This window comes from Streptomyces sp. 4N509B, assembly GCF_052245655.1.
Taxonomy (GTDB): domain Bacteria; phylum Actinomycetota; class Actinomycetes; order Streptomycetales; family Streptomycetaceae; genus Streptomyces.
In genome coordinates, this window is record NZ_JBQQBZ010000012.1 from 71,190 (window position 1) to 89,004 (window position 17,815).

The 17,815-nt window shown below is 72.5% G+C and carries 13 protein-coding genes; 6 read left to right on the plus strand and 7 right to left on the minus strand.

Going from position 1 to position 17,815, the window contains the following annotated elements; translation table 11 throughout:
• Window positions 1-107 precede the first annotated feature (107 nt).
• From ACTWP5_RS14095 to ACTWP5_RS14110, 4 genes are all read left to right on the plus strand, one after another.
• On the plus strand, window positions 108-1,103 hold the full coding sequence (locus ACTWP5_RS14095; RefSeq protein WP_443221251.1) for a tetratricopeptide repeat protein: 996 nt from the start codon (window positions 108-110) through the stop codon (window positions 1,101-1,103).
• A gap of 564 nt (window positions 1,104-1,667) precedes the next feature.
• The gene (locus ACTWP5_RS14100) at window positions 1,668-2,291 is read left to right on the plus strand and encodes a DUF6230 family protein (protein WP_443221252.1); all 624 of its coding nucleotides are present in this window, start codon (window positions 1,668-1,670) and stop codon (window positions 2,289-2,291) included.
• A 148-nt stretch (window positions 2,292-2,439) separates the two neighbouring features.
• The gene (locus tag ACTWP5_RS14105; RefSeq protein WP_443221328.1) at window positions 2,440-2,982 is read left to right on the plus strand and encodes a DUF6114 domain-containing protein; all 543 of its coding nucleotides are present in this window, start codon (window positions 2,440-2,442) and stop codon (window positions 2,980-2,982) included.
• Complete coding sequence (locus ACTWP5_RS14110) at window positions 2,972-4,426, plus strand: hypothetical protein (RefSeq protein ID WP_443221253.1); 1,455 nt, start codon at window positions 2,972-2,974, stop codon at window positions 4,424-4,426. The genes ACTWP5_RS14105 and ACTWP5_RS14110 overlap by 11 nt, the downstream gene beginning before the upstream one ends.
• Window positions 4,427-4,500: 74 nt before the next feature.
• Here ACTWP5_RS14110 and pyk read toward each other — a convergent pair whose 3' ends face one another.
• On the minus strand, window positions 4,501-5,922 hold the full coding sequence (gene pyk, locus ACTWP5_RS14115) for a pyruvate kinase (protein WP_443221254.1): 1,422 nt from the start codon (window positions 5,920-5,922) through the stop codon (window positions 4,501-4,503).
• A gap of 317 nt (window positions 5,923-6,239) precedes the next feature.
• On the opposite strand from pyk, the gene ACTWP5_RS14120 reads away from it, so the two are divergent.
• Complete coding sequence (locus tag ACTWP5_RS14120; protein ID WP_443221255.1) at window positions 6,240-7,265, plus strand: 6-phosphofructokinase; 1,026 nt, start codon at window positions 6,240-6,242, stop codon at window positions 7,263-7,265.
• 94 nt (window positions 7,266-7,359) lie between these two features.
• Here the strand turns inward: ACTWP5_RS14120 and ACTWP5_RS14125 are convergent, their stop codons facing one another.
• A complete protein-coding gene (locus ACTWP5_RS14125) occupies window positions 7,360-8,328 on the minus strand; it encodes a serine/threonine dehydratase (protein WP_443221256.1) in 969 nt (322 codons plus the stop codon).
• Between the two features lie 65 nt (window positions 8,329-8,393).
• Between ACTWP5_RS14125 and ACTWP5_RS14130 the strand changes: the two genes are divergently transcribed.
• Window positions 8,394-9,617 (plus strand): amidohydrolase, encoded by a 1,224-nt coding sequence (locus ACTWP5_RS14130; RefSeq protein ID WP_443221257.1) that lies wholly within the window; start codon window positions 8,394-8,396, stop codon window positions 9,615-9,617.
• On the opposite strand, the gene ACTWP5_RS14135 is transcribed toward ACTWP5_RS14130, so the two are convergent.
• From ACTWP5_RS14135 to ACTWP5_RS14155, 5 genes are all read right to left on the minus strand, one after another.
• On the minus strand, window positions 9,593-10,054 hold the full coding sequence (locus tag ACTWP5_RS14135; RefSeq protein ID WP_443221258.1) for a protein-tyrosine phosphatase family protein: 462 nt from the start codon (window positions 10,052-10,054) through the stop codon (window positions 9,593-9,595). The genes ACTWP5_RS14130 and ACTWP5_RS14135 overlap by 25 nt on opposite strands.
• Before the next feature lie 99 nt (window positions 10,055-10,153).
• A complete protein-coding gene (glgB, locus tag ACTWP5_RS14140) occupies window positions 10,154-12,151 on the minus strand; it encodes a 1,4-alpha-glucan branching protein GlgB (protein WP_443221259.1) in 1,998 nt (665 codons plus the stop codon).
• 22 nt (window positions 12,152-12,173) lie between these two features.
• Complete coding sequence (locus ACTWP5_RS14145) at window positions 12,174-13,640, minus strand: maltokinase N-terminal cap-like domain-containing protein (protein ID WP_443221260.1); 1,467 nt, start codon at window positions 13,638-13,640, stop codon at window positions 12,174-12,176.
• A 247-nt stretch (window positions 13,641-13,887) separates the two neighbouring features.
• A complete protein-coding gene (treS, locus tag ACTWP5_RS14150) occupies window positions 13,888-15,591 on the minus strand; it encodes a maltose alpha-D-glucosyltransferase (protein ID WP_443221261.1) in 1,704 nt (567 codons plus the stop codon).
• Complete coding sequence (locus ACTWP5_RS14155) at window positions 15,578-17,644, minus strand: alpha-1,4-glucan--maltose-1-phosphate maltosyltransferase (RefSeq protein WP_443221262.1); 2,067 nt, start codon at window positions 17,642-17,644, stop codon at window positions 15,578-15,580. The genes treS and ACTWP5_RS14155 overlap by 14 nt, the downstream gene beginning before the upstream one ends.
• Between the last annotated feature and the right edge of the window lie 171 nt (window positions 17,645-17,815).

Here is a 17,815-nt window from a genome sequence, read left to right on the forward strand (position 1 = left end):
AGCGGGCCCCGAGCCGCCCGCCGACCCGCCGCCGCCCGTCCGGTTCCGGCCCCGCCCCGGTCCGGCCGCGTTCCGGAACGGGGGCGGGAGGGGGGAGACTGTATGCCATGCAGCCACGCAACATGTCCATGAGCGGAGCCGTTGACCTCTCCGCGGTAAAGGCGGCCGCCGAGGCCAAGCAGAAGGCCGAGCAGGCCCGCGCCCAGCGCGCGGCTCAGGCCCAGGCAGGCGGGCCGCAGGCGGCGAACGCCGTCCAGCTGGTGATCGACGTCGACGAGGCCAGCTTCGAGCGGGAGGTGTTGCAGCGGAGCACCGAGGTCCCGGTCGTCATCGACTTCTGGGCCGAGTGGTGCGGGCCCTGCAAGCAGCTCAGCCCGATCATGGAGCGCCTCGCCGAGGAGTACGCCGGAAAGTTCGTCCTCGCCAAGATCGACGTCGACTCCAACCAGATGCTCTTCCAGCAGTTCGGTGTCCAGGGCATCCCCGCCGTCTTCGCCGTGATCGCCGGGCAGGCGCTGCCCCTCTTCCAGGGAGCCGCGCCCGAGCCGCAGGTCAGGCAGGTGCTCGACCAGCTGATCGAGGCGGCCGAGCAGCGCTTCGGCGTCGTCGGCGCGCCCGTCGACCCCGAGCAGGCGGCCCAGGCGCGGGAGGCGGCGGCCCAGGGCGGGCAGGTGGCGCCCGAGCCGCCCGGCGACCCCGCGCTCGCGGCGGCCCACGCCGCGCTCGACGCCGGGGACCTCGGCGGGGCCGTCCAGGCGTACGAGAACGTGCTCGCCGACGATCCGGCGAACGAGGAGGCGAGGATCGGCCTCGGCCAGGCGCAGCTGCTGCGGCGGGTGCAGGAGCTCGACCCGCAGGTGGCCCGCAAGGCGGCGGCCGAGCGGCCCGACGACGTCGCGGCCCAGCTGGACGCGGCCGACCTCGACCTCGTCGGCGGCCACGTGGAGGACGCCTTCGGTCGCCTGGTGAGCACCGTGCAGCGCACGGCGGGGGAGGAGCGGGAGGCGGCGCGGGTGCGTCTGCTGGAGCTCTTCGAACTCGTCGGACCGGAGGACCCGCGCGTGACGGCCGCCCGTGGCGCGTTGGCCCGCGTGCTCTTCTGACATACCCGGGGAACGACCGCCGCCGGGTCGCCGGACGCGGCGCACCTGAGCGGCGGTGCCGACAGATGTTCACATAACAGGGACGGTGATCGCGTTTACCAAACCGTGATAAACGCGGTCGCCGTCACGTTCGGCTACGTCCGCAGGCGTACAAGCTGCTCTTACGTCCGCTTTGCTTCCGGTCGGTGGCGCTTCGTCCCAGTAACCCTCCGCTGCCTCCTCTGGGTGTATGACGCGGACTCGACATACGTGGATTACCGGCTAGTAACGAACCCCTTGTGTCATTCCGTGAGATGCACCACGATCAGCCCAGCCGACGTGCCACGCGTCGGTCGCGGACCAGGGGGGTGCCTGTGACGGCATGCCCGTCCAACGAGGCGTCGCACGGGGCCTGGTCCGGCCTCAAGGTCGAGGATCCCGAGGAGCACGACGGGGCCCTGGGCCCGTGGTTGTCACCGGGGTGCAGCCCGGGGATATCTCGCGTCTCCTCTCCGGGCTGGGGCAGCTTGCCGACCAACGGGTGGCCGGGCGCCGGAGATCGATCGTCCGAGAAGGAGGAAAGTCATGGAGTCACAGCCTCGCGGCGGCACCAGATGGGGGCGGTTCGGGCTGGTGATGGTGCCGGGCGTGGCCGCCTCGGCAGCCATAGGTCTCGCCCTGGCGCAGGGAGCGCTCGCCGCGTCCTTCGCCGTCTCAGGGCAGGAGTTCAAGGTCACCGCCGACCAGCTGGTCGGTGAGGGGTTCGTCCAGTACGGCTCGATCGCCCGCCCCGCGGGCGGCGGCACGGAGCCCGTCGCGATCTCCGCGTTCGACGAGGCCACGATCAACAACCTCTGCCAGTCGGTGGTGGTTCCGGGCGTGCCGTTCCTCGGTGAGGTCACCCTCCAGCTGAGGGCGGGCACCGACCCCGACAACCCGGTGACGGCCGAGAACCTGTTCATCGACGTCGCCCAGCTGGACACCTCGCAGGCCGTCTTCACCAACGTCGACATCGGCGTGAGCGTCGACGACACCACCAAGGGCCCCGAGCCGGGTGAGGGCACACTGCCCGGGTCGTTCGCCCAGCAGGCCGACCAGGTCGTGCTCAGGGACGTCGAGCAGACGGCCTGGGCCACCTCGGCGGGCACCTTCCGTCTCAGCGGTCTCAGCATGAGCCTGCACACCGGCGACGACGAAGAGTGCTTCTGACGGCCGAGACCCGACGGTCCACGTGACCTGACGGCCCAGACCGGTGCCTGGGGCAGAGGAACTGGCGCCTCTGCCCCAGGGGCACCGCACCGTATCGTGCACCCCGCCATCTCAGACGCGCCACCAGGGAGTACGTGCCGTGAGCACAATCGCAGCAGATTCGACGACGGCCTCACGCCTCAGCCGAGGGCGCACGGCGTTCCGCTACTTCAGATGGCGGCGGCCGTTCTGGGCAGGTCTGTTCACCCTCGTCGCCGGGGTGCCGATCGTCTACTTCCCGTACGCCCACATGACCTTCGGCGATCTCACGATCCGCATGTCCACCACGGCGGGAGCCGGCTCGCTCGTCATCGGCGTCCTGCTGATGGTGCTCGGCCTCGTCATGTGGTTCCAGCCCCACGTGCGGATATTCGCCGGGGTCGCGGCGATCCTGCTCTCCCTGGTCTCCCTGGTCGTCTCGAACTTCGGCGGATTCCTGATCGGGTTCCTCTTCGGGCTGATCGGCGGCGGGATGAGCATCGCCTGGGTACCGGGTCAGACCCAGCCGGCGCGGACGGCGGAGAGGGACGACGCCGAGGCGGGAGGCCCCCCGGCCGCCACGCCCGGCACGGGCAGCGCGTTGGCCGGCTTCACGGGAACGGCGCCGGCGGACGGGACGACTCCGGGGAAAGGGACACATCGTGTCGAGTGAAGAGCCGAGCGAGGCCATAGCCGCGTCCGCCGACGGTGGGGGAGAGGGCGAGGAGCCGTTCACACCGGCGGGCGGACGCCACGCGAAGCAGCGCAGATCGCTGTTCCAGCGCCTGCACATGCCGTTCGGTAAGGCCGTCGCGCTGGCGGCGATGCCGTCGGCGGTGCTGCTGGGGACGGGGTTCACCTCCCCGCTCGCGGCCAAGGCCGACCAGCATCCCGACAGCCCGTTCTCCGGCACCTCGTGCGTGGAGATGCCCGACACGCCGCTGGAGGAGGAGCAGCAGGCGGAGGGCGAGCAGGCCCAGGAGACCGACGGGCAGGCCGAGGACGAGCCGCAGGACGAGCAGACCCAGCAGGACGAGCAGGACGAGCAGGAGCAGCAGGGCCAGGGCGAGGACGAGGCCGCGGAGGCCGAGGACGACCTGCTGCGGCCCGACACCGACCAGGAGCAGGAGCAGGAGAGCGCCACGCCCGAGGACGCGGGTGAGGAGGCCGCCGAGGAGTCGGGCGGGGGCGCCGCCGAGGAGACGGCGGAGGACTCGGCCGAGGACACGGCCGGGCAGGAGCCCGCGCAGGAGGACGCCGAGGACGGCTCGGGGGGCCTGCTGGGACCCATCGGGCAGGGCCTTGAGGACCTCGGCCAGGGCGTGGTCGACTTCTTCACCCCCGGCGACGGGACGCAGCCCGAGGAGCCGGCGGAGCCCGAGGAGCCGACGCCGGAGCCGACGGAGCCCGAGGAGGACCCGGCGCCGTCACCGTCACCCGAGCCGGAGCAGCCGCCCGCCGAGGAGGAGCCCGAGCCCGAGGAGGACCCGGCGCAGGAGCAGCCCTCCCGCGAGGAGTCCACCGAGGAGCCCGCCGAGGACGAGCCGGAGCAGACGCCCGACGCGACCGCCGAGGACGGGGCCGCCGAGGGAGCCGGGGACACGGCCGAGGGGCAGGAGCCCTTCCCCTGCCCGGAGGAGAGGCAGGTCGCGGGCGTGGACGAGGACACGGCACTCGTGCTGCCGAACGACGAGTGGTACCTGGAGGCCAGCTCGCTGACCCTCTACGGCCTCGACTACCACGGCGTCGTCAACGTCACCACCGCGAACGGCACCACCAAGCAGGTCCTGAAGTTCACCGCGGAGCGGGTCGACATCGGCGACCTCCACCAGATCGTCGACGGCCAGGGCGCCGTGCGCAACCACGTCGCGACCGCCCCCGGCTCCACCTCCACCTTCCGCAACGGCACCGTCACCATGTACACCGAGCGGCTCGAGGGCAACCTCTTCGGGCTCATACCGATCGTCTTCGACCCGGAGCACCAGCCCCCGCTCGACCTGCCGATCGCCCACTTCACCAACGTCTTCGTCGTCCAGGCCGGCCAGTTCGGCGGCGAGCTGACCATGCAGGGCATGAGCTCGTACATCACGCACGACGGACCCACCCTGCCGGAGTGACACCGCCCGGGGCCGTCGTGGGAGAGGGCCCCGAGGCGGAGGTCACGGGCGGGTGGGCGCGTGCGGGGACGGGCTCACAGGCCGCCGAGGTGGTGGACCCGCACCATGTTGGTGGTGCCGGGGACGCCGGGAGGCGAGCCCGCCGTGATGATGAGCGTGTCGCCGCGCTCGAAGCGGTTGAGCCTGGCCACCTCGGCGTCACAGATCTCGACCATCTCGTCGGTGTGGTCCGCGTACCGCACGACGTACGTCTCCACACCCCACGTGAGCGTGAGCTGGTTGCGCGTGGCGGGCTCGGTGGTGAAGGCGATGATCGGCTGCTCGGCGCGGTACCGCGACAGCCGCCTGGCGGTGTCGCCCGACTTGGTGAACGCCACCAGCGCCTTCCCGTTGAGGAAGTCGGCCATCTCGCAGGCCGCCCGCGCCACGGAGCCGCCCTGGGTGCGGGGCTTCTTCCCCGGCACCAGCGGCTGGAGCCCGCGCGAGAGCAGCTCCCGCTCGGCCGCGACGACGATCCGCGACATCGTTTTGACGGTCTCGATCGGGTACCTGCCCACGGAGGACTCCGCGGAGAGCATCACCGCGTCGGCGCCGTCGAGGATCGCGTTGGCGACGTCGGACGCCTCCGCGCGGGTGGGGCGGGAGTTCTCGATCATCGACTCCATCATCTGGGTGGCGACGATCACCGGCTTGGCGTTGCGGCGGCACTTCTCGATGAGCTGCTTCTGCACCATCGGGACCTTCTCCAGCGGGTACTCCACCGCCAGGTCGCCGCGGGCCACCATCACCGCGTCGAACGCGGCGACGACCTCGTCCATGTTCTCCACCGCCTGCGGCTTCTCCACCTTGGCGATCACCGGGACCCGCCGGCCCACCCGGTCCATCACGCGGTGGACGTCCCGCACGTCGTCGGCGTTGCGGACGAAGGACAGGGCCACCATGTCGCAGCCGAGGCGGAGGGCGAACTCCAGGTCCTCCTCGTCCTTGTCCGACAGCGCCGGGACGTTCACGGCGACGCCCGGGAGGTTGATGCCCTTGTGGTCGGAGATGACCCCGCCCTCGATGACGATGGTGCGCACCCGCGGCCCGTCCACCTCGATGACCTGGAGCGCCACGTTCCCGTCGTTGATCAGGATCGTCTCGCCCTTGGCGACGTCGCCCGGCAGGCCCTTGTACGTGGTGCCGCAGATGCTGCGGTCCCCGGGCACGTCCTCGGTGGTGATGGTGAACTCGTCACCCCGTTTGAGCTCCACCGGGCCGTTCGCGAAGGTCTCCAGCCGGATCTTGGGGCCCTGGAGGTCGGCGAGGACGCCCACCGCCTGGCCGGTCTCCTCGCTGGCCTTGCGCAGCCGGTGGTACCGCTCCTCGTGCTCCTCGTGGCTGCCGTGGCTGAAGTTGAAACGGGCCACGTTCATGCCGGCCTCGATCAGGCCCTTCAGCCTCTCGAAGGAGTCGACGGCGGGGCCCAGGGTGCAGACGATCTTGGAACGGCGCATGAGGGCGATCCTATCGGTTTGTTCCGAAGCGGAATAATCAGGCGAGTGAACAGTGCGCGTCACGCGACGCCACCAGGCGGACCAGGATGAACGCCGGCCTGGCGATCACGAGTTCCTCGTCCGCTGGGCTTCTCGGCGACCGCGCTTCGAGCCTACTCCGGCCGGGTACCTCGCGCGCCCTCTCCCACGCCCCCCGCGCCCTCACGTCCCCCAAGGGGGCGCGAAAGAGGTTGCGCGCGCTGTTCGAACGCGACCGCCGCTCGTGCAAGAATCCGGACGGCCACCCGTCGCCGTAAGCGAGGCAGGAGAGCAATCCGATGCGTATTGGCGTACTCACGGCAGGTGGAGACTGCCCCGGCCTGAACGCCGTGATCCGCTCCGTCGTCCACCGAGCCGTGGTCGACCGTGGTGACCAGGTCATCGGCTTCGAGGACGGATTCAAGGGCCTGCTCGAAGGCCGGTACCGCGAACTCGACCTCAACGCCGTCAGCGGCATCCTCGCGCGCGGCGGCACCATCCTCGGCTCCAGTCGCCTGGAGCGGAACCGGCTGCGCGAGGCCACGGAGAACGCCGAGGCCTTCCGCCGCAAGCTCGGGCTCGACGCGTTGATCCCGATCGGCGGCGAGGGCACCCTGACCGCCGCCCGGATGCTGGCCGACGCCGGGCTGCCGGTCGTGGGCGTCCCCAAGACGATCGACAACGACATCTCCGCCACCGACCGGACCTTCGGCTTCGACACGGCCGTCGGCGTCGCGACCGAGGCCATCGACCGCCTGAAGACCACCGCCGAGTCGCACCAGCGCGTCATGGTCGTGGAGGTCATGGGCCGGCACACGGGCTGGATCGCGCTGGAGGCCGGCATGGCGGGCGGCGCCCACGGCATCTGCGTCCCCGAGCGGCCCTTCCAGGTCGACGACCTGTGCAAGATGGTCGAGGAGCGATTCGCTCGCGGGAAGAAGTTCGCCGTCGTCTGTGTGGCGGAGGGCGCGCGGCCCGCCGAGGGCTCCATGCCCTACGAGCGCGGCGAGATCGACCAGTACGGGCACGAGCGCTTCGCCGGCATCGGCAACCGCCTCGCCAGCGAGCTGGAGAAGCGTTTGGGCAAGGAGGCCCGGCCGGTCATCCTCGGCCACATCCAGCGCGGCGGCACGCCCTCGGCGTACGACAGGGTGCTCGCCACCCGCTTCGGCTGGCACGCGGTGGAGGCCGCGCACCGCGAGGAGTTCGGCATGATGACGGCGCTGATCGGCACCGACATCGTGATGACCCCGCTGGCCACCGCCACGATGGAGCTCAAGCACCTGCCGCAGTACCGCATGGACGAGGCCGAGGCCGTCTTCTGACGGCCCCCGGCCGCCCGGCCCACCGCCGGGGCCACCGCCAGGCCGTCGGTCGACCCCGCCGTCGGTCGACCCCGCCGCAGGGGCCACGTCCCGGTCAGGGGGTGGGCCCCGGGCCCCCGGCGAGGTCGCCCGGGTCGGTGTTGGCGCCACACAGCACCACGCACACCTCCTCCTTGGCCCCCGGCGTGTACGCGCCGGAGCGCAGCGCGGCCAGGGCGGCGGCCGCCGCGTGCTCGACGGCGAGGCGGTGGTCGCGCCACAGCGCCCGCCGCGCCGCGACGATCGCCTCGTCGCTGACGAGCACCGACGTCACGTGCGGGGCCGCCGCCAGCCGCACCGCGTCGGCCGAGGCCCGCCGCGCGCCCAGCGCGTCGGCGGCGACCGAGTCCACGGGCACGTCCACCGGACGGCCGGCCGCGAGCCCCGCGTTGAGCGCGCGGCAGTGCTCCGGCTCGACGGCCACCACCCGCAGGCCGTGGGCCGCCGCCGCGGTGGCGACCCCCGCGAACAGCCCGCCGCCCCCGACGGAGACCACGACCGTGGTCACGCTGGGCCGGGCGGCGTGGATCTCCTCCAGCAGCGTGCCGGCGCCGGCGGCCACCAGCGGGTTGTCGTAGGCGTGCGAGGCCACCGCGCCCGTTGCGGCCGTGAACGCCTGCGCCGCTTCCGCCGCCTCCGCGTACTGGCCGCCCACCTGCCGCACCCGCGCGTCGAGCGCCCGCAGGGCCGCCACCTTCACGGCCGGGGCGGTCTCCGGCAGGAAGACGGTCGCCGGGACGCCGTGCTCCCGGGCCGCCCAGGCGCAGGCCAGGCCGGCGTTGCCGCCCGAGGCGATGGCGATCCCGGCCGGCGGCAGGGAGCCCTCCTCCAGCCGGGCGGTGACGAAGTTGAGCGCGCCGCGCGCCTTGAACGTCCCGGTGTGCTGGAGGAACTCCAGCGCGAACCACGGCGGGCGGCCCGCGGAGGGCGCGGCCGGGGCGTCGGCGCGGGCGAGCGCCACGGGCCGGACGCGCCCGTCGATCCGTCCGGCCGCGGCCTTCACGTCGTCGTAGGTGAACGTCACGGGACGAGAGCGTAGACGTGCCGGACCGTCGGTGGAGAACAGGTGGTCGGATAGATTCCTCACCCATGGACATCGCGATCAGATCCGGATACGTCGTACCCGTCGTCGGGGAGCCCATCGAACGGGGCACCGTCCTCGTCACCGGCGGCCAGATCGCCGCCGTCGGCCCCGACGACGAGGTGGCCGTGCCCGAGGGGGTGCGCACCGTGGACGCGGCGGGGCGGTGGGTGCTGCCCGGCTTCGTCGAGGCCCACGGGCACCTCGGGGTCCACGAGGAGGCCGAGGGGTGGGCCGGGCAGGACACCAACGAGATGACCGACCCCAACGGCGCGCGGCTGCGGGCGCTGGACGCCATCAACCCCGCCGACTCCGGCTTCGCCGACGCCCTGGCCGGCGGCGTCACCAGCGCCGTCATCAAGCCCGGCTCGGGCAACCCGATAGGCGGCCAGACCGTCGCCGTGAAGTGCTGGGGCCGCAGCGTCGACGAGATGCTGCTGCGTCATCCGGTCAGCGTGAAGAGCGCGCTCGGGGAGAACCCGAAGCGGGTCTACGGCGAGAAGAACCAGCTGCCCTCGACGCGGCAGGGCGTCGCCGCCGTGATCCGCGACGCGTTCACCAGGGCGCAGGACTACCGCGCCAGGCGGCAGCACGCGGCCGAGGAGGGCAAGCCCTTCGACCGCGACCCGACGCTGGAGGTGCTCGTCCGGGTCCTCGACGGGGAGCTGCCGTGGTGTCAGCACACCCACCGGGCCGACGACATCGCCACCGCGCTGCGGCTCGCCGACGAGTTCGGGTACCGCGTCGTCATCAACCACGGCACCGAGGGGCACCTCCTCGCCGACGAGATCGCGCGCCGCGAGGTGCCCGTCATCAGCGGCCCGCTGTTCACCACCCGCGTCAAGGTCGAGGTCCGGCAGCGCACGCTCGCCAACCCCGGCATCCTGGCCCGCGCCGGGGTGAAGGTGGCCATCACCACCGACCACCCGGTGGTGCCGATCAACTTCCTGGTCCACCAGGTGACCCTCTGCGTCAAGGAGGGGCTGGACCGCGGGGAGGCGCTGCGCACCATCACCGTGAACCCCGCCGAGATCATGGGCCTGGACGACCGGGTGGGCTCGCTTCGGCCCGGCCTCGACGGGGACGTGGTGGTCTGGTCCGGCGACCCGCTGGACGTGATGAGCCGCGCGCTGCGCGTCTTCGTCGCGGGCCGCGAGGTGTACACCTACGACGAGCAGGCGCGCGAGGGCCGCGTCCTCGACCCGTACTACCGGGAGTCAGCGCGGCCGTAGGACCGCTCCACGGGGAAGCGGCGCACGTACCGCTTCTGCCAGGGCGTCTCGACGGCGCGCGCGTCGTAGTGCTCGCGCACGTACCGCACCGCGCGGTCGGCGGGCACGCCGTCGAGGACCGCGAGGCACGCCAGGGCGGTGCCGGTGCGGCCCCGGCCGCCGCCGCAGGCGAGCTCGACGCGTTCGGTCTCGGCGCGCTCCCACACCTCCGCCAGCAGGGCCCTGGCCTGGTCGTGGTCGCTGGGCAGCCGGAAGTCGGGCCACCGCAGCCACCGCGCCTCCCAGGGCGTCGTCGGTGGCTCGTGTCCGAGGAGGTATACGCCCAGCGTGGGCTCGGTGCCCGGCGGCAGGGCCCTGCGCAGGCCGCGGCCCCTCACGAGGCGGCCGGAGGGCAGACGCAGGACGCCGGGGGAGGTGGGATCCCAGGTGTCGTTCACCTGTTCACCGTATCCGGGCGTGCCGCGTGACGGTGCCCCCGGGCGGGGCGGCCGGGGCGGCCGGGGCGGGCGGTTCAGGGCGGGGAGTCAGGGCGGGGTTCAGGGCGGGGGAAGCGTGCCCCCGGCGGGCCCGAGCCACAGCGTCGCCAGCGGCGGCAGGGTGAGGGAGATGCTGGTCTCGTGGCCGTGCCAGGGGATGGCCTCGGTCTTCACCGGGTCGGGGTGGGTCAGGCCGCTGCCGCCGTAGCGCGGGTCGTCGGTGTTGAGGATCTCGCGCCAGGCCGTGACGTCCTGCGGGCTGCCGATGCGGTAGTCGTGGCGGACCACGGGGCAGAAGTTGGTGACGGCCAGCAGGGGTTCGGCGTCCGGGGCCAGGCGCAGGAAGGCCAGCACGTTGTCCTCGGCGGCGTCGGCCGTGATCCAGCGGAAGCCGGCCGGGTCGGTGTCGGCCCGCCACAGGGCCGGGGTGGCGCGGTAGAGGGCGCCGAGCTCGCGGACCAGGGAGAGGACCCCGAGGTGGTCGGGGGCGGCGGGCCAGGCGGGGTCGAGCACCCACCACTGGGGGCCCTCGGTCTCGGACCACTCGGCTCCCTGGGCGAACTCCTGGCCCATGAACAGCAGCTGCTTGCCGGGGTGGGACCACATGAAGCCGAGGTAGGCGCGGTGGCCGGCGCGCTGTTGCCACCAGTCGCCGTGCATCTTCGACACCAGGGCGCGCTTGCCGTGGACGACCTCGTCGTGGGAGACGGGCAGCAGGTACGCCTCGGTGTGGGCGTAGGCCATCGAGAACGTGATCTCGTGGTGGTGCCAGGCGCGGTGGACCGGGTCGCGGGAGACGTAACACAGGGAGTCGTGCATCCAGCCCATGTTCCACTTGAGGTCGAAGCCGAGGCCGCCGTGGGCGGTCGGGTGGGTGACGCCGGGCCAGGCCGTGGACTCCTCGGCGATGGTCAGGACGTCCGGGTGGTGGCGGTGGAGCGTGTCGTTGAGCTCCCTGAGGAACGTGACGGCGTCCCAGTTCTCGCGACCGCCGTCGGCGTTGGGCGTCCAGCCGCCAGGCGGCCGGGAGTAGTCGAGGTAGAGCATGGAGGCGACGGCGTCCACGCGGAGGCCGTCGACGTGGTACTCCTCGCACCAGTACAGGGCGCTGCCGATCAGGAAGGCGCGGACCTCGGGGCGGCCGTGGTCGAAGGTGAGGGTGCCCCAGTCGGGGTGCTCGGCCTGGCGCGGGTCGGCCGGCTCGTAGCACGGGGTGCCGTCGAAGCGGGCCAGGGCCCAGTCGTCCTTGGGGAAGTGGGCCGGCACCCAGTCGACGATGACGCCGACGCCTGCCTGGTGGAGGGCGTCGACGAGGTGCTTGAAGTCGTCGGGGGTGCCGAGCCGCGCGGTGGGGGCGTAGAAGCCGGTGACCTGGTACCCCCAGGAGCCGCCGTAGGGGTGTTCGGCCGGCGGGAGCAGCTCGACGTGGGTGAAGCCGAGGTCGCGGACGTAGCGGGGCAGCTCGCGGGCGAGCTCGCGGTAGCCGAGGCCGGGACGCCAGGACGCGAGGTGGAGCTCGTAGACCGACAGCGGCTCCTCGCGCCAGCGCCGGCCCGCCCGCTCGGCGAGCCAGCGGGCGTCACGCCAGACGTGCCCGCCGCGCCAGACGACGGAGGCGGTGGCGGGTGGGTGCTCGGTGCGGCGGGCCAGCGGGTCGGCGCGCAGCGAGCACGCGCCGTCGGCGGCGGTGACGGCGAACTTGTAGAGCGCGCCGGGCCCCACCCCGGGCACGAACCCCTGCCAGACGCCCGGGGCGCCGGTGCGTCGCAGGGGGTGGGCGGCCGGGTCCCAGTCGCTGAAGTCGCCGGTGACGGCGACGGCGCGGGCGTTCGGGGCCCAGACCGCGAAGCGGGTGCCTGGCCGGCCCTCGTGGGTGGTGGGGTGGGCGCCCAGCGCCTCCCAGACGCGCTCGGCGAGCACGCGGGCTCCTCTCGGTGGTCGGTCACGGTGGGGACGGTCATGGTGGGGACGGTCATGGTGGGGACGGTCACGGTCGGGTCGGGTCGGCCGGGGTGGAGTGGGGGACGGGTGGAGTGCGGGACGGAGTGACGGGATCACGGGATGGCGGGGGCGCCGGAGGTCAGCCGGCGAGGCGGCGGACGGCGGTCATGGGGACGTGGAGCCAGGCGGGGCGGTGGCGCGCCTCGTAGAGCACCTCGTAGACGGCCTTGTCGGTCTCGTAGGCGCGCAGCAGCTCCCGCTGCTCCAGCGGGTCGTGGCCGGAGGCCGCCGCGTACCCCTCGCAGAACGCGCGCCGCGCGGCGTCGGACCAGCGCCGGGCGAACGCGGCGGCGGCGCCGTGCTGGCAGGCGGCGTAGTCGAAGGAACGCAGCATGCCCGCGATGTCGCGCACGGGCGGGCCCAGCCGGCGGCGGTCGGCGAGGGGGCGGGCGGGCTCCCCCTCGAAGTCGATGAGGGACCAGCCGGTCGCCTGGTCGGCGGCGGCCCCGGAGTGCAGGACCTGACCGAGGTGCAGGTCGCCGTGGAGGCGCTGCACGGTGCAGCGCCCGCCGCCGCGGGCGAAGGCGGCCAGGTCCTCGTAGGCGCGGCGCAGCCCGACGCGGTAGGGGCGGAGCGCGGGAACGGCGGCGGTGGCCTCGGTGAGGCGTTCGGTCATCGCGGTGGCCGTCTGCTCCAGCTGCGCCCGGCCGAGCGCGGAGGTGGGGAGCGCGGCGGCCAGGGCGGTGTGGACCTCGGCCGTGGCACGGCCCAGGGAGCGCGCCGCCGCCCGGAAGTCGGTGCGCTGGCTGAGGGAGCGCTGCGCCAGGTGCCAGCCGTCGCGGGAGCCGGCGAGGTAGGGCTGGAGCACGCCGAGGGTGAGCGGTTCCGTCGTGACGGCGGCGTGCGCCTCGAACCAGGCGGAGGGCGCGGGGACGCGGGTGCAGCCCGCCTCGGCCAGGGCGCGGGGCAGCTCCAGGTCGGGGTTGAGGCCGGGGGCGACGCGGCGGAAGAGCTTGAGGATGTGGCTGTCGCCGTAGACGACGGAGGAGTTGGTCTGTTCGCCGGTGAGGAGGCGGGCGGGCAGGCCGGCGGGGATGGCGCTGCCGGGCGCGCGGCCGAAGCGCAGGTCACCCAGGCGGCCGGGGGCGCGGAGACGTTCCAGCAGGAGGGCGGCGAGGCGGGGGTCGTGGAGTGCGTCGTAGACGGCTCGTCCGCGCAGCGGGCCGTCGACGGGGCGGCCGACGAGGGCGGGCGCGAGGGCGGGGGGCAGGACGGGGCGGACGCCGAGGAGGAGTTGGTAGCAGTCGCCGGCGCCGACCGTGGCCCCAACGGTGGCGTCGGCGCCGGCCCTGGCCGGGTGGGAGCGGTGGTCCTGGCGGGCGCGCACGAGGAGGTGGAGGAGCCCGGGGGCCGGTCCCGTGGCGGTGCAGGGCAGCAGCTCGGTGGCGGCGACGAGGGCGAGGCCGTCGAGGGGGCGGCCCTTGCCGGCGAACCAGCGCTGCCGGGGCAGCCAGCGGGCCAGCAGCTCGGTGAGGGAGTGCAGCAGGGCGGTGCCGTGGGGGAGGAGGCGCGCCGGAGCGGTCCGGGGTGAGGAGCTGTCCGACATGGCGTCCTTTCCCGGATGACGAAATATGTGAGAAGTGTTCCGGATGGCGGCGGGACGCGCCCGGTGCGGCGCCGGACGTGTCGTCGAGGAACAACCGTGAGGGTGAGACCCGTCACACAAACGGAGGGCTTTGGGCAGCGTTGCGCCGCGGTCGGGACAGGCCCTCCCCGAGGCAGGGGGTGGGCCTGTCACCAGGCCGTCCGGCGCGCGCGCCGGTGCCGGCGCCGGCTGCGCCGGCGGCCCTCGCCTACGCCTCGGGAACCCGGCGCAGCCGGAACCAGTAGAAGCCGTGGCCCGCGAGCGTCAGCAGGTACGGCGGCTCGCCGACCGGCGGGAAGCGGACGCCGCCGAGCAGCTCGACCGGGACGCGCCCCGCGAAGGGCCTGAGGTCCAGCTCGGTGGGCTGGGAGAAGCGGGAGAAGTTGTTGACGCACATCACCAGGTCGTCGCCGTGTTCCCGGAGGAAGGCGAGGACGGCCGGGTTGGAGGACGGCAGCTCCGCGTAGGAGCCGAGGCCGAAGGCGGGGTTCTGCCTGCGGATCTCGATCATCCGGCGTGTCCAGTGCAGCAGCGAGGCCGGCGAGCTCATCGACGCCTCGACGTTGGTGACCTGGTACCCGTAGATGGGGTCCATGATCGTCGGAAGGAAGAGCCGGCCCGGGTCGGAGGTGGAGAAGCCGGCGTTGCGGTCGGGCGTCCACTGCATGGGGGTGCGCACCGCGTCGCGGTCGCCGAGCCAGATGTTGTCCCCCATGCCGATCTCGTCGCCGTAGTAGAGGATCGGCGAGCCGGGCAGCGACAGCAGCAGGGCCGTGAAGAGCTCGATCTGGTTGCGGTCGTTGTCCAGCAGCGGGGCCAGGCGTCGCCGGATGCCGATGTTGGCGCGCATCCGGGGATCCTTGGCGTACTCCGCGTACATGTAGTCGCGCTCCTCGTCGGTGACCATCTCCAGGGTCAGCTCGTCGTGGTTGCGCAGGAAGACGCCCCACTGGCAGCCCGAGGGGATCTGCGGGGTCTTGGCGAGGATCTCCGAGACCGGGTAGCGCGACTCGCGCCGCACCGCCATGAAGATGCGGGGCATGACGGGGAAGTGGAACGCCATGTGGCACTCGTCCCCGCCGGCCGCGAAGCTGCCGAAGTAGTCGACGACGTCCTCCGGCCACTGGTTGGCCTCGGCCAGCAGCACGGTGTCGGGGTAGTGGGCGTCGATCTCCGCGCGCACCCGCCTGAGGAAGGCGTGCGTCGCAGGAAGGTTTTCGCAGTTGGTGCCCTCCTCGGCGAAGAGGTACGGGACGGCGTCGAGGCGGAAGCCGTCGATGCCGAGGTCCAGCCAGAACCGCAGCGCCGAGAGGATCTCCTCCTGGACGGCGGGGTTGTCGTAGTTGAGGTCCGGCTGGTGGGAGAAGAAGCGGTGGAAGTAGTACTGGCGCCGCACGGGGTCGAAGGTCCAGTTCGACGTCTCGGTGTCGACGAAGATGATCCGGGCGTCGGCGTAGCTCTTGTCGTCGTCGGCCCAGACGTAGTAGTCGCCGTAGGGCCCTTCGGGGTCGCTGCGGGACTCCCTGAACCACCGGTGCTGGTCGCTGGTGTGGTTCATGACGAAGTCGATGATGACCCGCATGCCGCGCTGGTGGGCGGCGTCGACGAACTCCACGAAGTCCGCGAGGTTGCCGACGTCGGGCATGACGTCCGTGTAGTCGGAGACGTCGTAGCCGCCGTCGCGCAGGGGGGACTTGAAGAACGGCGGCAGCCACAGGCAGTCGACCCCGAGCCACTGCAGATAGTCGAGCTTGCTGGTGAGCCCTTTCAGATCCCCGGTTCCGTCCCCGTTGCTGTCCATGAAGGAACGGACGAGGACCTCGTAGAAGACGGCGCGTTTGAACCACTCCGGGTCGCGCTCACGGGCTGGCGTGTCCTCGAACCTGTCGGGGACCGGCTCATTGACGCTCATCGTTGGGTGACCCTCCGGTCTCGGGTCGCAGAGAAAGAATGTGCGCCGAGGAGGCGAGCCTTCCCGCAAGGCCCGGCTCAAGCCGCACATAGTTGTCCCTGCCCCAGTAGTAGGTTTCTCCGGTGAGCTCGTCGCGCACCGGGAAGGGCTCGGCGCCGGCTTCCTGAGAGGCAGACAGTCCGCACCCTTCAAGTTCCGCCATATTCAACGACACGGTGGCTTCCTGGGTGCGTGAAGGATCGAGGTTGACCACGATCAGAACGCAGTCGGCGTGAGGTGTCCTCATACGCTTGGAGTACGCCAGGATGTGCTCGTTGTTGGTGCGGTGAAAGCGCAGGTTGCGCAGCTGGCGAAGGGCGGGGTGGCGGCGGCGCAGCTCGTTGAGGCGGGTGATGAGCGGGGCGATGGTGCGGCCGGTGCGCTCGGCGGCGGCCCAGTCCCGGGGTCGGAGCTGGTACTTCTCGGAATCGGCGTACTCCTCGCTGCCCGGCTCGGCCGGCGTGGCCTCGCACAGCTCGTAGCCTGCGTACATTCCCCAGCTCGGGGAGAGCGTCGACGCGAGTACGGCCCGGGTCTCGAATGCCGGACGGCCCCCCTCCTGGAGATAGGCGTGGAGGATATCCGGAGTGTTGACGAACAGGTTCGGGCGCATATATGCGGCCGCTGGTCCGCTCAGCTCGGTGAGGTATTCCGTGAGCTCGGACTTGGTGGTCCGCCAGGTGAAGTAGGTGTAGGACTGCTGGAATCCGATCCGGGCGAGGGCGTGCATCATCGCGGGGCGCGTGAAAGCCTCCGCGAGGAACACCACGTCCGGGTCGGTGCGGTTGATCTCGGCGATGACCTTCTCCCAGAAGACCACCGGCTTGGTGTGGGGATTGTCGACACGGAAGATGCGGACACCCCGTGCCATCCAGAAGCGCAGCAGCCTGAGGGTCTCCGTCACCAGACCCCGGAAGTCCTGTTCGAAGGAGATCGGATAGATGTCCTGGTACTTCTTCGGCGGGTTCTCGGCATAGGCGATGGAGCCGTCCACCCGGCGGCGGAACCACTCCGGGTGCTCCTTCACCCAGGGGTGGTCCGGGCTGCACTGGAGTGCGAAGTCCAGCGCCACCTCCAGGCCACGGGAGGCGGCGGCGGCGACGAAGGCGTCGAAGTCCTCCAGGGTGCCGAGGTCGGGGTGGACGGCGTCGTGTCCGCCGGCGGGGGAGCCGATGGCCCACGGGCAGCCGACGTCGTGCGGGCCGGCCTCCAGGGCGCCGCCCCTGCCCTTGCGGAAGGAGGTGCCGATGGGGTGGATCGGCGGCAGGTAGACCACGTCGAACCCCATGGCGGCGATGGCGGGCAGCCGGGCGGCGGCGGTGCGCAGGGTGCCGGAGACGGGGGCTTGGCCCGGCCGCGTGCTCGCGCCCTCGGAGCGGGGGAACATCTCGTACCAGGCGCCGACCAGGGCGCGTTCGCGTTCGACCAGCAGCGGCAGCGGGCGGGAGGAGCTCAGCGGCTCGCGCACCGGATGGCGGGTCAGCACCGCGACGACCTGCGGGGTGAGGGCGGCGGCCAGCCGGGCGCGCGGGGGCAGCGCCGCGTCGCGCAGGATGTCGGCGGCGGCCAGGACGGTGGTGCGGCCCTCGCTCTTGGGGATGTCGCGGGCGGCGCGCGTCAGCAGCTCCGCGCCCTCGGCGAGGGTCAGCTCGGCGTCGGCCCGGTCGGTCGCCGTCGCGCCGCGGGGCGGGGCGGCGATCTTGACGTGGGCGTGCTCCCGCCAGGTGGTCAGCGGGTCGCCCCACGCCTCGACGGAGAAGCTCCAGCGGCCCTCGCTGTCGGGGGTGATCTCCGCGCCCCAGCGGTCGCTGCCGGGCGCGAGTTCGCGCATCGGCAGCCAGGCGCCGCCGCGGCCGGCCGGATCGCGCAGCACGACGTTGGCTCCGACGGCCTCGGCGCCCTCGCGGAAGACGGTGGCGCTGACCAGAAGCGTTTCGCCGGGTACCGCCTTGACCGGCCGGCGGCCGCAGTCGATGCGTGGCTGGACGTCGAGGACGGGGATGCGACCGATCATGTGGTGATCACCTGGAGTGAGTGGGTGGCTGCGTTCTCCTTGCGTCGGTCCTTTTTATCTGTTTCGCCTTATTTGAAGTGATAGGGCGCGTTTGATCCGTGAGGGCGACGGAGCGCGTTCACCCGGGTGGGCGGGGCGCCCGGGTCGACGGCGGCGCGGTGGGCGACCGGT